Source organism: Shewanella sp. SP1S1-7 (assembly GCF_031932105.1).
GTDB classification, from domain to species: Bacteria; Pseudomonadota; Gammaproteobacteria; order Enterobacterales; family Shewanellaceae; genus Shewanella; species Shewanella baltica.
The window spans coordinates 198,665-212,744 of record NZ_JAUOEU010000004.1 but is presented as its reverse complement, the minus strand read 5'-3'; the positions used below and the strand labels follow the sequence as shown (position 1 = coordinate 212,744).

The following is a 14,080-nucleotide window of genomic DNA, read 5'->3' as shown; positions in this document are numbered from 1 at the left end:
ACTATTGACCTTTACTGTTTTCACGCATCGCTAAGGGTTGATTTATTACATCTAAACTATGATTTTCTTTCGCATAAAGTTGAATACTATCAATAATAGACTGTTGTGCGCTCGAAAGTGTTAGTGATTCTTTATTATCTAAAAGTAAATATAAAGCTATGTCAGAACCAATTTTTCTTTCATATATCTTACTATCAAGTAACGTTAATTGCTTAATCTGAGCTTGAACAAGTTTACTATCATCAAAGGTTCCAACATAGTAAAGCTCCGAATCCTTAGATAAGCGCTTATTGGGCACTCTTACAAATGTTCTTGGTATCGCGTCAGGTAAACAATAGTTATCACCAAAATTCATGTATTCTGTATTAGCATATTCACTAGGCACTAAGCACCTATCTAGACCTGCATATAGTGCAAATTCAGTACCTTCCATAAGTGTTACACGAAAAACACCATCCATCAGTTTAGTCACATCAATACAACCAAAGCCTTTACATTCAACCTCTTCTACCGGTTCATCGAAAACATCGGAGAAGGAACTCACAAAGGTAACGACTGGTTTTAATTTTGGCTTTATGACAACAACACTACCTGGGTAAGTAAACCCATCAAATCCTAGATCACCTTTGTTGTGCAGTGAAACACTTTCAGTATCGATATTGATGTTATAACTATCATATGTACTAATCGGTATTACTTTACTGTCATCGTAAATAAACTGCTTATTTTCCAGTTTATTATTTTTTCGTATTGTAACAAAGCCATAAGCCTCATTCCCATCTGGAACTATTTCTTTAATATCAGAATCAACAATTGCATATGCATCGGAACGTAGGTTAATAAAATGAATATTTTGGTTAGTGATTATCTGGCTACTTGAAAGGTTGCCTGATATGCCATAATTTCCATCACTATTTGTGTACATATTTGCACCAGCCCTAAACTTGTCTGCTGCAGCTGATATCTGACCATGGGCCTCATTAATCGTTTCATTTCTCGAATCAGAATAGACAGAAGCAAGTTCAAGAGAACTATTCACATTCTGGTAATCAATAATATCATTCCTTACAATCCGACCTCTGAATTCGTTTCCTAAATCGGAACTATTATATGCACTTAATTTTGTCTCCCACTTACTTCCGAATGGAATTTGTAGCGTAAGAAAAAAAGAATTATTGTCAGTTACATGATCATAATCAACTGTGATATCGACCCTAGTATTATAAGGTAAATTATACCCGGCACCTATGGTAGAAACGCCATACTCTGTATAAACATTGCGACTTAAAGGTGACTGATAGCTACCACGACTATAAGTATAATAAGTATTAATTCCATTATCGAAAGTATAAAATAAATTGCCTGATATTTTTTTATATTCTAAAGCCCCCATTAGATAAGCGGCTAAGGTATCGCCACTTTCGTTTTGGTCAAATCTTTCATACTGGACTGAAAAATACTGTGTAGCAAACACTAGGTCCAGTGAGATTGCACTAGCACTATACATTGATATAGAACTATTAAGACTACCGCCCATAGGTAAATACCATTGGCTACCAATAACTGCCATCACGCTGTTATTAGAAATCAATCCTCCGCCAGCGACAACGAGTGAGTCGAGTAATCGGTTAGAATAAAGCGCACTAAAAAATGAGGAATTATTAAAATTAGATTCAAGTTCAACTATTGGTATATCGTTATTTTCAAAGTCGATTGTGTCCGTAAACAAAGATCTTGAACCATTCATCAAGCCTGCAGTGAATAAAAAATCACCCTCGCCAACATTAGGGATATTCATTGTCTCATTAAAGATCGTTTTCTTCTCTGAAGACACCACAGTACCAGCAACTACAACTTGAATTTCAATATCATAACGACCAGTCGGCATCTCGCTGTATGAAATAAAACCTTGCCCTCCTGATATGGATTGCTGCTTTATCACTCGCCCCTCTCGAGTTATCCTTAGCTCGCCAGCGGATGGAGCAAAATAGTATAGACGCTCATAACTACGCTCATTATTCAAAATAAGATTATTTGTTGTACCATAGTTAACAGATGTCTGTTTAATATAACGTGTTGGGCTAATCATGTTAGTAGAATTAAAAGATACGCCGTTATTAAACTGCCCAACATATAATCTATTGTTATCATTAAATGAAACATCGTAAGATAGCTCATAAAATTTATTAACCGAATCACTCACAGTAAAATCAGAGGTTATATGGCCATAGGGCAAACCTTGAATTGATTTATTATTCAAAGCAAATGAAGAAGTGGATTCATTATAAATATTAGCAAATAAATCAACGTGATTTATAAATGCATTATCTTTATTGTATGATTTAGCATGCTCAACCTCTACCATAGGTTTATCAAGATATTTTCCATTGATAAATACCGTTAGCAATGATGCTTCATAGTCGTAATAAAACTCATATTCTGTAGGGACGACTGCGCAATCGCTGATATATCCTTCACATGCACTGGTATTTTTTATACCTATAGCAAGATCGGCCAATATTTTTTGTGATATTTCCTCTGAAACCCTATTTTTCACAAAATAATTTTTCAATTGCACTATTGAATTAAAGGGATCTTTTGGTAATTTCACCGTATCATAATTTACGTTTAGGTTTATACTACTACCTGTTGTATCCTCAAGTCCTTTTATTGATACTAAGCGCTCATTAAATTCAAACAGTTCTGCAAAGCCTTCAGGTATGCTCGAGTCAGACCAAGAATTCCCAGTAAAAAAAATAGCTAATATAACGAAAAAATTGCAAATTTTCATATGTTAAATTCAACCCTGACTGAAATATTTCCCGAGCAACTACCTTCACTAAGATTTGTGTTTGCCATTTCTAAAAAGCTAATATCTACTGGATAATAACCTTCCCACAGCGCATTATTCTTAATATTAAATTTAGAAATTGAAATGCGACCATTAACAGGGATCGCAAAGCCATCAATGCTAATTTTTGCAAAACCAAAGGTATCAGATTCCAATGACGATACCAGTGTAGTGACTTGATTTAAACTATTTACACATACTAAAGTGTTATCTGTCATCAATATGGAAAAACCATTGTTTGCATCTTGATCCGAAACGCTTGTCAATACTGACATATTCGTTTTGACATTAGTAAATGTTCGAATATTTTTATCAAAAACTACGGTTAATATTTCTGGAACAAACCTAACATCTAAAAACTCACCTGCTGCAAATTTATTCTTATCTATCTCTGTTGTCAGTTGAACTTGCCTTGCAATAGGTACGGCCTCTGAATGAGGCGATATGAGAATAAAAATTAGCATTATAATAAAGATAAACACAATCTTCCCTCATTCAAAAAAAACACCCATAAAGGTATGGGTGTTGATTTATCTACCTATTTCTAATATCGTAAAAAGTTTTTATTAAACTTTTTCAGCTACGATAGTAATTTGAGCCTGTACAGCACCGCCTGCAATAGCAGCTTGTGCTACAGACTGAGCAACAGATAAACTCAATGTTTGTTCTGCTGCCACCTGTGCTCCAACAACCCACGGAGTACCATTGGCAGATACAGTTAATGCTGCTGTTGGTGTTGCGCCACCTGAGTAACTCACTTGAGCATTACTCAATGTCCAGTTTGCAGCTGCAAGCGCGCCAGTAATCTGGGTAGCTTCAGTATAGTCATGTGCTTCTACAGTCACTGCAGTAGATGTAAAAGTACCATCAGTAGCCACAATCAACTGACCATTTTCAATGCTTTGGCCAGCTAAACCAGTAATAATTAAATTAGTACCAGCGGTTGAACCTGGAACAAAACCAGACCAAACGATATTTGCGACTGGATCAGCAGCCATAGCAGAAGTTGATAAAGCCATAGCTAAAAATAAGATTGTCTTTTTCATTAAATTTCACCCGTTATATAATTAAAATTTCTGTTTACATTAAAAATCTTTATGCAACAGAGTTAAACATCAGTGCTACTGAGTGTGGTCATTATCTGCGATAGCGAATCCGAACCGAAGAGGAGCAATCCCGCCCACGTGTAGGAAGATTCCTAGCGAGCATTAGCAATTCCAACTAGGAGCTGCTACGCCCAAAGTTAGCTGAAAATCTGCGTTAACCGTTCGCAAACCACCAAGAGCGAAGAAAAAGTTACATACTCCGCAACATTCAATCGTTCAAATAGGAAGTAAAGCTTAAGAAGGATAATTACAATAGAGCACTAGAAAATGCTCAGTGCAGGAGTTAATAGTAATGGCCACAATAAATTTCATCAGATTATTACTACAATGAATAATATGTTGATAAGAAATTTAGAAATAGGATTTTAATTTAAAAAACAACATAATTTAGAAGGCATAACCATGAGAAAGGATATTAAAATATCAGGTCATAATTTAGTTTGAATTTATGCTTATGCTGATTAGTTGCCAATTAATTACAGACTGATATTTATAAAAAATAGATAAAAATACAATTGTAACTAGAAAAATAACTTTAATAAGTAATAATTAACTTACGACATACAATATTCAATGTTATCAGTGTTCAAATCTAGTGCTATACGACTCTTCCACTGCGCATAGAAGATTGTTGATACATTGCGGGGCAGCAACCATCGCACTTGGCTATCGTCTTGAAAATAATGAATATTGTTTTTTTTAAGCAGCTCAATTAAAACTCTCGTCTCAAATTGGCATAAAATGACTTCAGATCCCAATACATAACTAAGCTTTAAGTCCTCGCGTTCAAAAGCGATACCCTTGCAAACTAACCAAAACAAGCTCTGCTGACATACTTCGACGCCCCCATTGACACGAAATGCAGTACCCCAACCTGATTCTGATGATAGGGCTAACTTAGTGATCATTGAGAACATAACTTCCCACCTTTGTAAGCATTAAAAAAACCGCATAATGAGTATCTATCGTAAATTGGCGGGCATCCCTTCTAACTTAAAAGCTTTCCTTGGTACATAATCCATCGCTACCCGACCAAATCTTCCGTGCTCAATATCCATATCAACTTTGCTTAAGGCGATACTCAAAATGCGGAGGAACAAGAACGTTCTGTAATAAGCATCGAAAACAACTTTTGAATTGAGGCTCAAAAGTTACAGATATATTAACTATTTATAACGGATCTAAATGTAGGATAAATCTGATGTCTCGTGGTGAAATCAGCCATAGTCGCGTACGTTTCAATACGATTGAGCTTTATAGCTATAGCGAAATTCACTTTAAGTGTCGCGATTAAATCTATTCTTTCTCCCATAAAAAAACCTGCCGCAGCAGGTTTTTTTATGGTTAAGTTACAATCATTTTACACGTGATGTGACTTAGGCTTCCATACAAGCTTTTAGCTTGTTCATGGCATTTTTCTCAAGTTGGCGAATACGTTCGGCCGACACTTGATAAGTCTCTGCAAGTTCTTGCAGTGTGGTTTTATCATCATCTAACCAACGAGCGCGCAGAATATGCTGGCTACGTTCATCTAGGGTTTTGATGGCCGATAATAAACGACCTTGAGCATTCGATTCCCAGTTATCGTTTTCAATATTTTCCGCTAAATCCGATGAATGATCTTCCAAATAATGGACGGGAGCAAAATCATGCTCCTCGTCTTGATCGTTGGTTAAATCAAATGCCGGATCTTGCGCTGCCATACGTGATTCCATTTCGGTCACATCGGCCTTAGACACACCTAAATTTTCAGCCACCATAGTGACTTCTGCATCGCTGAACCAACCTAAGCGTTTTTTCGCTTTACGGATATTAAAGAACAACTTACGTTGTGCTTTAGTGGTCGCGACTTTAACAATGCGCCAGTTTTTCAGCACATATTCATGAATTTCAGCTTTGATCCAGTGCACAGCAAAAGACACAAGACGCACGCCAACATCCGGATCGAAGCGTTTAACCGCTTTCATCAAGCCTATGTTGCCTTCTTGGATCAGATCTGCCTGTGGCAAGCCATAGCCTGAATAGCCTTTAGCAACGTGCACTACAAAACGTAAGTGCGACATAATCAGTTGCTTCGCAGCTTGTAGATCACCAGTTTCCTGTAAACGCTTGGCTAACTCATACTCAGCCTCAGCGTCCAGCATGCTGATGCTAGTCACTGAATGGATATAAGCTTCTAGACTACTGGCGCCCTGTGGGACTGTCAGTGCCATTGATTGCGTTTGAAAGGTCATTCGCTCTCCTACATTTATCAGACTACTTACGAGTGCATTCTAAGGTTCAATAACAAAATACCCTAAGAATAAGCTCACGAACTATCGGCTAATTGACAGAGTATGTCAACCTCAGCTCGTTTGCGGATACCCTTTTTACCTCGCTGAAGTAGACATTACAAGTGAACAAAAGTTCATTCCTCAGCATTTTTTTCATCACTTTTTTTAGTTTAATCGACTGATTATTATGAAGGTTCAATCGACCGTAAATGCTGGCGTACAGACAAATACGAACCTAACCAACCTAAAAATGATGCCAGTCCAACCAATTGCAGCAGTTCAGTAAAAGTGAGCGATTTCATCTCGAGCTGACTGCCATATAAGCCCAACAGCTCGGCAAGAGCCGAATCGAGATACCAGACTAATAAGTTAATGATCAGCCAAGCCAATATGCCGCCAATCACACCATACCAAATCCCAGTGTAGAGGAATGGACGCTGAATAAAGGCTTCGGTTGCCCCAACAAGCTTCATCACTTCGATTTCGCTGCGTCGATTCATAATCGCTAAGCGAATCGTATTGCCTATCACTAAGACCACAGCCAGCACGAGTAATGCGGCAATCGCCATCACAGTGCGTTCAAGAAGACGCACTACCGCCTGTAACCGCTCTAGCCATTCGATATCTAAACGGCCAAAGCTAATCTCAGGCTCGCGCTCTAGCTTAGTTAAGAGTTCACGGGCGCCCACTGGCGTTGAATAACGCGGTGTCGGTGTGACAGTAATGACCGCTGGCAAAGGGTTTTTATCTAAATAGGCCAAGGCCTCACCAAAACCAGATAAGCGTTGAAACTCTTCTAGGGCTTGGTTTCTATCTATGTACTGCACTTTATCCACTTCGGAATAAGTCCGAATCCGCGTCAGGAGGCTCTGAATCGTTTGCTCGCTGCGATTGTCTTCGATAAACAAAGATATCTCCGCAGCGCTGTTCCACGAGCTGGTAATGGTCTCAGCGTTTTTAACTAACACTTGCAATGCCGCAGGCAAACTCAGGCTCACACCCAATACCGCCATTGTCATCACGGAAGACACTGGGTTGCGCCAGAGTTCTCCCATACTCGCCATCGCTTGCTGTACGTGGCGAATAAAGAACATCACAATCCGCCCAGACAGAGGTAACTTACTGCGGGTTAATTTAGCGCTGTCGCTCATTGCCCTTCACCTCTATTCGTCGGCGCGCGCGTATGCACGCTAGGATGCAATTCCTGTGCGCCCAGCATACGACCCTGTTTGAGGGTGAAAGTGCGATATTTCATCCGCGCGATTAAGCCTAAATCATGGGTAGCGATTAACACGCTGGTTCCTGCATCGTTGAAGGTTTCAAACAGACGCAAAATATCCATCGATAATTTAGGATCTAAGTTACCCGTTGGTTCATCGGCGAGCAGTAAGGGCGGCTTGTTCACAATCGCACGGGCAATGCCGACGCGTTGCTGTTCACCGCCAGACAACATAATCGGGTTATGACGCTCTTTGCCATACAAACCCACCATGTCGAGGGCGCCGGCCACTCGCTTACGGATTTCACCGTGGGAGAAACCTTCAATCACCAGCGGCAAAGCCACATTGTCGAACACGCTTCTGTCCATCAATAGATGATGGTTTTGGAAAATCATCCCAATATTGCGACGCAAATAAGGCACATGTTTGGGGCTGACTTTGGCGATGTCGTGGCCATTGATAGCGACACGACCCGTGGTCGCCCGCTCGATAACCGTGATTAATTTCAACAGCGTACTTTTACCCGCACCTGAGTGGCCGGTTAAAAATGCCATTTCACCTTGTTGTAGATGAAAATTCACATCTTCCAGCGCCATTTGGCCGCCAGGATAAATCTTACTGACCTGCTGAAAATCAATCATAAATTAGCTATCCGCTTTTTCTTGAGTGAACAAGGCATCGATAAATTCTTTCGAATTAAAAGTACGCAAATCATCAATTTGCTCACCCACGCCTATGTAACGGATCGGAATGTTAAACTTGTCGGCAATCGCAAATACCACGCCACCCTTAGCCGTTCCGTCTAACTTACTGATAGTTATACCCGTTACACCTACGGCTTCTTGGAATAATTGCGCTTGGCTAATCGCATTTTGTCCCGTGCTCGCATCGAGTGTCAGCATGACCTCATGCGGCGTATCTGGGTCGAGTTTTTTCATCACTCGCACCACTTTCTTCAATTCTTCCATCAAGTGCGCTTTGTTTTGCAGACGACCCGCAGTGTCAGCGATCAACACATCCACTTTACGGGCTTTAGCCGCTTGCAAAGCATCGAACAGTACAGAGGCACTATCGGCACCCGTATGTTGGGCAATCACAGTAATATCATTACGTTGACCCCAAACCTGTAACTGTTCTACCGCAGCTGCACGGAAGGTATCGCCCGCGGCTAACATAACTGACTTACCTTGGCTCTGATATTGTTTGGCTAGTTTGCCAATAGTGGTGGTTTTACCCACGCCATTAACGCCGACCATTAAAATCACAAATGGGCCATTCGCATTATCTGGCACTAACGGAATTGCGACAGGATCGAGCGTCTTCTGCATTTCCTCCCGCAGCAAGTCATATAAAGCTTCAGCATCTTTCAATTGCTTACGCGACGCTTGCTCGGTCAAATTCTTGATCAAACGCGTGGTTGTTTCGACGCCAACATCGGCGATTAATAACTGTTCTTCGAGTTCTTCAAACAGATCGTCATCAATTTTCTTGCCGCGGAATAGGCCGATAAAACCACTGCCAATATTCTCGCTGGTACGCATCAAGCCGCGTTTCAGACGAGCAAATAGCCCTTCCTTAACGGGTCTCGCCTGCGGCTCTGGTTGTAATTCAGTAACGGGCCCAGCGGTTTGCGTAGCTTCGGCCTGTTGTTGCGCTAACGCTTCTGCTTGCTCACGTGCTAATGCTTCAGCAGCGAGTTGCTCCGCAGCTAACGCTTCAGCGGCAGCTTGTTCGGCGGCAACAAGAGCACGTTCAGCTTCCTCGGCTGCAGCTTGTTCAGCCGCGAGTCGTTCAGCTTCTAACTGAGCAGCCGCCAGTCGTGCCGCTTCAGCTTGTTGCTCGGCTAAACGTTGAGCTTCGATTTGTGCTTGCTCATGTGCAAGACGCTCGGCTTCAGCCTTGGCTTGGGCTTGAGCAAGTTGCTCTGAAGCTGCTTGTTCAGCGGCTAACTTATTTGCTGCAAGTTGTTCAGCTTCTAGCTGAGCAGCCGCTAGACGTGCCGTTTCGGCCTGTTGTTCGGCTAAACGCTGTGCTTCAATTTGCGCTTGCTCTTGAGCAATACGCTCTGCTTGCACTTTCGCAAGTTGTTCCGCTTCTAACTGAGCAGCCGCCAGACGCGCCGCTTCGGCTTGTTGCTCAGCTAAACGCTGGGCTTCGATTGCGGCTTGTTCTTGGACAATACGCTCGGCTTGCGCCTGCTCGGCAGCTAACTGTTCTGCGGCCGCTTGAGCCTCTGCCTCAGCAGCTAAACGTTGCGCCTCTGCGCGTTCTTGTTCTAAACGCTCTGCTGCTTCAGTGTCTTGTGTTGGAGTAACAACTGGAGTTTCAGCGACGACCTCATCTTGGGACTTATCTTTACGAAACCAGGAGAAAAAACCTTTCTTTGCCATGTGTGATTCCAGCGCTCTACTTCAGTGTTGAATTTTGAATAAGACCCTGATGTTATACCAGATTGCCTCGGCAATTACGCCCAAAAAGTCGGCAATTAGCTAAGCTCACTCAGCCTTCTCACCTTTTAGTGAGACTTTGATATAAAATAGTGGCCTTTATTAAGGTGGCATAGTCTACCACTTTCTTTCTTCAGGCAAAATCACGGGGGCACTTTGGTTAAGAATCGAACGGTCAAAAATAATGTGACCAAAAGTCCAACAGCCAAAAATAAACCCGGAAGCGGTCAAGTGCGGATCATCGCGGGCCAATGGCGTTCGCGTCGTTTACCTATTCAAGATCTCGAAGGTTTACGCCCGACAACAGACAGAGTGCGCGAAACCCTGTTTAACTGGCTTGCCAATGACTTAGTTAATGCGCGAGTACTCGACTGTTTCGGCGGCAGCGGCGCTCTAGCCCTCGAAGCCCTATCTCGCTATGCCAGTTTCGCCAAGATTATCGAGTTGCAACGCGGCGCAGCCATGCAATTAAAAGAAAATCTGCAAACCCTTAAATGCGATAAGGCCGAAGTGCTCAACGCCGATACCTTAGTGGTGTTGCAAAGGGGCTGCGAGCAAGGTTTCGATGTAGTGTTTATCGATCCACCCTTTCGCAAAGGATTGGCAGAAAAGACCATTCAACTGCTCGATACTCAAGCTTGGCTCAATGATGGCGCGCTGATTTATGTCGAGATCGAATCTGAATTAACCCAACTGGCCATTCCATCTAGCTGGCACGCCTTGAAAGAAAAGAATGCGGGGCAAGTGAGTTACCGCTTATATCAATATCAAGCCGACAACACTGCCGAACCTATCGAAGATGAAAGCCATGCCCTTGCTGATTAACCTAGGTAAAGCCATTACCCTCATCGCTTGGTTGATGATGGCCTACAACTTGGTTATGCCATTTGAAGGTAATGTGGCGATTATTTTGAATATCCTGTTTGGCATAACCTGCATGATGCACTGCTTCCAAGTGGCCATTTTCCACATGCTATTTAAGACCTTACTGCCATTAACAAAGCTTGATTATCTGCAAGTATTTATCTTCGGTATTTTTAGCCTGTTAGCTTATCGACAAAAAGTGATGACTCCAGCGAGTTAACCTAACATTTAGGCACCGTCAGGTACTCAGACACGGACAGCAAAAAGCCCTCAACAGAGGGCTTTTTAATGACTAACGATAACGTAAGTTAACCGTTAAACCTTATCCTTTAGGGTAAGGGTGAGCGACGCCTTTGTGACAGTCGATACAGGTTTTTCTATCTTCTGGGGCTTTCTTGAAGTTATTGCTGTGCATTCTCACTGCCATTTTGCTCATATTTTCTGATTGGTTTTCATAAATACGGTTGTGACAGTTTTGACAGGTTGAAGAATCGATTGCACGAAGGTAATCACGCGCTAACTCAGCTTGTTCTTTACGGTTTTCATCTAACCATGCTTGCGTGTTAAAGCCATCGATAGTTAAGAAACCAATAACGTCCTTAGAAACGATGATCTTTTTCTTCAGGTATTGGAATGGTTCCTGTGCGATGTGACATTGCTGACACTGAACCACGATACCCACACGGTTGTTACCGTGGGCAGACGCCATCACTTCATCTTTCAATGAATGTTGGCTGTGGCAGCTCATACAGAATGCGTCTTGGCTGGTTGCATGTAAGGTTGTTTGGGTTGCGAAGTAGCCCACAACACCGATAACAATACCGACGACCAGTAGCGCCAGGATTGAATATTTTGCGCTAGGTTTAAATAGTGCACGCCAGTTCATCACTCTATCTCCAAAAATTGTCAAAATTAGTTTTTATAAGACTAGTTTATGTTCTTTCATTTATTAGAAATTTGATTTTAAGCCGAAATTTGCCGATTAAATTAACCTTAAAAGCGCAAAATGAGACTTAGCTCTAACTATTAGGACGACATTTGGTAAAAACCGCTAGCTGAGCTGCAATGCACTTTAACTAAAGCTAATGCAATCATCCCATAATCGCAAGTTAGCGATTATCGCGATGAGATTTGCCCTTTGAGAATCAATAACTATTGAAATCATTTCTAGAAAATAGAAATGTGATCCGGTCGAGGTTTTGTTTAATTATTGAAGGAGGCGGAGAAATAAATCATTAAAAACTAAAATTTGAACCGTATATGAAACTTTATCGGGCTAACTAAGGTCTCTAAGGGTAAGCAATCAATTTTCCGAGTTATCATGGCTAAATTTTGGATCACCATAGCAGTGTTATTTTCGCTAATCGCCCAATCGGCGATGGTGAGTGCTATGCCAACTTCAGCCAACACCAATGGCCACAGCAGTCAAACCATGCTGATGATGGATGCAGAAATGAACTGCACCATGCCAGATTGTGCTGCATCCGATTGCTTGCAACACTGCCAAGATAGTATGACAAATCATTGTCAAACCCATTGCCTATCATCACTTTACCTTGAGCCTGCAGTGCTAGAACTGGCCTTCGCCAACCCAGCAAGCAAGCGTATTGCCATCCAAGGCTGGGCGATGCAAACTGCCGACCTCGGGCTCACCACACCGCCTCCTAACTCCTATTCACTGTAAACGTCACTCGTTTTTTACAACGTAAAACCGACTAAACACCTTAGCTTGCGCCGCTGCATATTCGCACTGCAACTAGGTACAGAGAATTTTTGGAGTTTATTATGAAAACCACTTTATTGAACAAAAGCTTACTAGGCCTAACTTTCGTCATCGGCGCCTTATTAAGTAGCACCACAGTGACAGCCGCCAGCTTAAAAAGCACAGAGGCGCTCAGTGTTATCAGTATCAATGGTGTGCCAACGACGCCATTTAAGCCTATCCAACTCTCCGCCGGGAAAGTACTGCTCGAGCTAAAATATCAGGATATATTTGATTATCGCGCCGATGATAATGGCAACTGGGTTAAATCAGAACCGCTTTACTTAGTGTTGGATGTAAAGGCAAGTGATAGCTACCATATCACCCAGCCCAAAATAATGACTGAAGCTGAAGCGCGCCAATTTATTAAATATCCAACGATTCAACTCAGTATTAATGGTGACAAAGCGGGCGAATATCCACTGCAAAGCCACAGCCAACTGATGGCGAAAATGTTAGTCAGCAATCCCGCTTTCTAATTTAGACGAGTTAAATATTTAATTTGAGGCATGTGCTGAAATGTGAGTTAAATCATTACAGCATAATGCCTCTATGCTAGACTCGAGCCGTTCATCATTTGGAATACTTATGCATCACACACTCGGTCGTTACTTTTTAGTCATGTTCACTTTACTCGCACTCGTCGGGCAAAGTGTTGTGTCTAATGGTCACGCCATGGTGCCGCACACTATGGATATGAGTGCGATGAATCATGAAGCTTCCCCCAAAATGCACCATGCTGCCATGACGCAGATGAACACAGAGAACCCCTCTGACTCACATTCAATGGCCAACGCGGATTGCTGCAACGATAAAATGCTTCCCGGCGCGAAACAGCATTGCTGTGATGGCACCACATCATGTTCAAATGATTGTGGTCATTGTTTGACGATTTCAGTTGCTGGCACTCTATTCAGCCCACACCTCTGGCCCAGTGTGAGCATGAGCGATACTGCAATGGCCACTCCTATGCCTCATTTCCACTCGATCTCTTTGTCTTCGGCCTTTAAACCTCCGATAGCCTAGGCCTACTTTGCGCTTAATGGGCAAATCGCCCTCAAGAAGCCAAGCTAAAACGACAATCCAGTTAGCCCTAAGCTAACGCCAAATTTAGCCGTTTATTGTGGTGCCTTATCGTTAAATCGTGCACCCGAGTCTAGCAAAACGTTGTTAACTGAGCCGAATGCCAAGTTGTGGCATCAATCCGTCTATCGAAGCGAACCGCTTTGAACCACTGTGCTCACAGACGTTTATGCGCTCATATTCGGCCGTTAATCCGATGGAGTGAATAATATGAAAACACTAACTAATCTCGCCTTAATCGCATTCTTGCTGAGCAGCACTAGCGTGTTTGCCACGGCTGCGCCGCACGAACATCAACACGACAATGCAAATCCACAGCAACAAGCACAAGCCTATGTTTGCCCTATGCACCCCGAAGTGACTGGCAATAAAGGCGATACTTGCCCTAAATGCGGCATGGACTTAGAGCCAAAGGCGACGGAAGTAAAAACGGCTGAAGGTACGATGCACAACGCGCACGAACACCACTAAGCT

The 14,080-nt window shown here is 42.3% G+C and carries 15 protein-coding genes; 6 read left to right on the top strand and 9 right to left on the bottom strand.

Translation table 11 applies throughout. The features are described 5' to 3' along the window. Position 1: 1 nt before the first annotated feature. The 8 genes from Q4Q49_RS05435 to ftsY form a co-directional block, all read right to left on the bottom strand. Positions 2-2,791 carry a TcfC E-set like domain-containing protein gene (locus tag Q4Q49_RS05435; protein ID WP_311998824.1) on the bottom strand — a complete coding sequence of 930 codons (2,790 nt, stop codon included), beginning with the start codon at positions 2,789-2,791 and terminating at the stop codon, positions 2-4. Further along, positions 2,788-3,333, bottom strand: a complete 546-nt coding sequence (locus tag Q4Q49_RS05430; protein WP_311988137.1) for a hypothetical protein — start codon at positions 3,331-3,333, stop codon at positions 2,788-2,790. Before Q4Q49_RS05430 ends, Q4Q49_RS05435 begins: the two co-directional genes overlap by 4 nt. An 84-nt stretch (positions 3,334-3,417) precedes the next feature. Further along, positions 3,418-3,897, bottom strand: coding sequence for a hypothetical protein (locus Q4Q49_RS05425; RefSeq protein WP_311988136.1), 480 nt, complete (start codon positions 3,895-3,897; stop codon positions 3,418-3,420). A gap of 614 nt (positions 3,898-4,511) precedes the next feature. Beyond that, positions 4,512-4,874, bottom strand: a complete 363-nt coding sequence (locus Q4Q49_RS05420; RefSeq protein ID WP_311998823.1) for a hypothetical protein — start codon at positions 4,872-4,874, stop codon at positions 4,512-4,514. 459 nt (positions 4,875-5,333) lie between these two features. Further along, the gene (rpoH, locus tag Q4Q49_RS05415; RefSeq protein WP_006079635.1) at positions 5,334-6,191 is read right to left on the bottom strand and encodes an RNA polymerase sigma factor RpoH; all 858 of its coding nucleotides are present in this window, start codon (positions 6,189-6,191) and stop codon (positions 5,334-5,336) included. Between the two features lie 224 nt (positions 6,192-6,415). Beyond that, positions 6,416-7,381: a permease-like cell division protein FtsX gene (ftsX, locus tag Q4Q49_RS05410; protein ID WP_006084599.1), complete on the bottom strand. Its 966-nt coding sequence runs from the start codon at positions 7,379-7,381 to the stop codon at positions 6,416-6,418. Beyond that, positions 7,378-8,091: a cell division ATP-binding protein FtsE gene (ftsE, locus tag Q4Q49_RS05405; protein WP_006079632.1), complete on the bottom strand. Its 714-nt coding sequence runs from the start codon at positions 8,089-8,091 to the stop codon at positions 7,378-7,380. Before ftsE ends, ftsX begins: the two co-directional genes overlap by 4 nt. Positions 8,092-8,094: 3 nt before the next feature. Continuing rightward, a complete protein-coding gene (gene ftsY, locus Q4Q49_RS05400) occupies positions 8,095-9,840 on the bottom strand; it encodes a signal recognition particle-docking protein FtsY (protein ID WP_311998822.1) in 1,746 nt (581 codons plus the stop codon). 213 nt (positions 9,841-10,053) lie between these two features. Here ftsY and rsmD point away from each other — a divergent pair, with 213 nt between their 5' ends. Next, complete coding sequence (gene rsmD / locus Q4Q49_RS05395; RefSeq protein WP_115335787.1) at positions 10,054-10,722, top strand: 16S rRNA (guanine(966)-N(2))-methyltransferase RsmD; 669 nt, start codon at positions 10,054-10,056, stop codon at positions 10,720-10,722. Further along, entirely contained in the window at positions 10,697-10,981 is a 285-nt protein-coding gene (locus Q4Q49_RS05390; protein WP_012588824.1) for a DUF1145 domain-containing protein, read from the top strand. Before rsmD ends, Q4Q49_RS05390 begins: the two co-directional genes overlap by 26 nt. Positions 10,982-11,083: 102 nt before the next feature. Here the strand turns inward: Q4Q49_RS05390 and Q4Q49_RS05385 are convergent, their stop codons facing one another. Further along, entirely contained in the window at positions 11,084-11,647 is a 564-nt protein-coding gene (locus Q4Q49_RS05385; protein ID WP_006079625.1) for a NapC/NirT family cytochrome c, read from the bottom strand. A gap of 435 nt (positions 11,648-12,082) precedes the next feature. Between Q4Q49_RS05385 and Q4Q49_RS05380 the strand changes: the two genes are divergently transcribed. The 4 genes from Q4Q49_RS05380 to Q4Q49_RS05365 all read left to right on the top strand — a co-directional run bounded on the left by Q4Q49_RS05380 (position 12,083) and on the right by Q4Q49_RS05365 (position 14,077). Beyond that, on the top strand, positions 12,083-12,445 hold the full coding sequence (locus Q4Q49_RS05380; RefSeq protein ID WP_311998821.1) for a hypothetical protein: 363 nt from the start codon (positions 12,083-12,085) through the stop codon (positions 12,443-12,445). A 101-nt stretch (positions 12,446-12,546) separates the two neighbouring features. After that, positions 12,547-13,002: a DUF2057 family protein gene (locus Q4Q49_RS05375; protein ID WP_311998820.1), complete on the top strand. Its 456-nt coding sequence runs from the start codon at positions 12,547-12,549 to the stop codon at positions 13,000-13,002. A 109-nt stretch (positions 13,003-13,111) separates the two neighbouring features. After that, complete coding sequence (locus Q4Q49_RS05370) at positions 13,112-13,549, top strand: hypothetical protein (protein ID WP_041408547.1); 438 nt, start codon at positions 13,112-13,114, stop codon at positions 13,547-13,549. Positions 13,550-13,816: 267 nt separating this feature from the next. Continuing rightward, positions 13,817-14,077, top strand: a complete 261-nt coding sequence (locus Q4Q49_RS05365) for a heavy metal-binding domain-containing protein (RefSeq protein ID WP_107402917.1) — start codon at positions 13,817-13,819, stop codon at positions 14,075-14,077. The last annotated feature ends 3 nt before the right edge of the window (positions 14,078-14,080 follow it).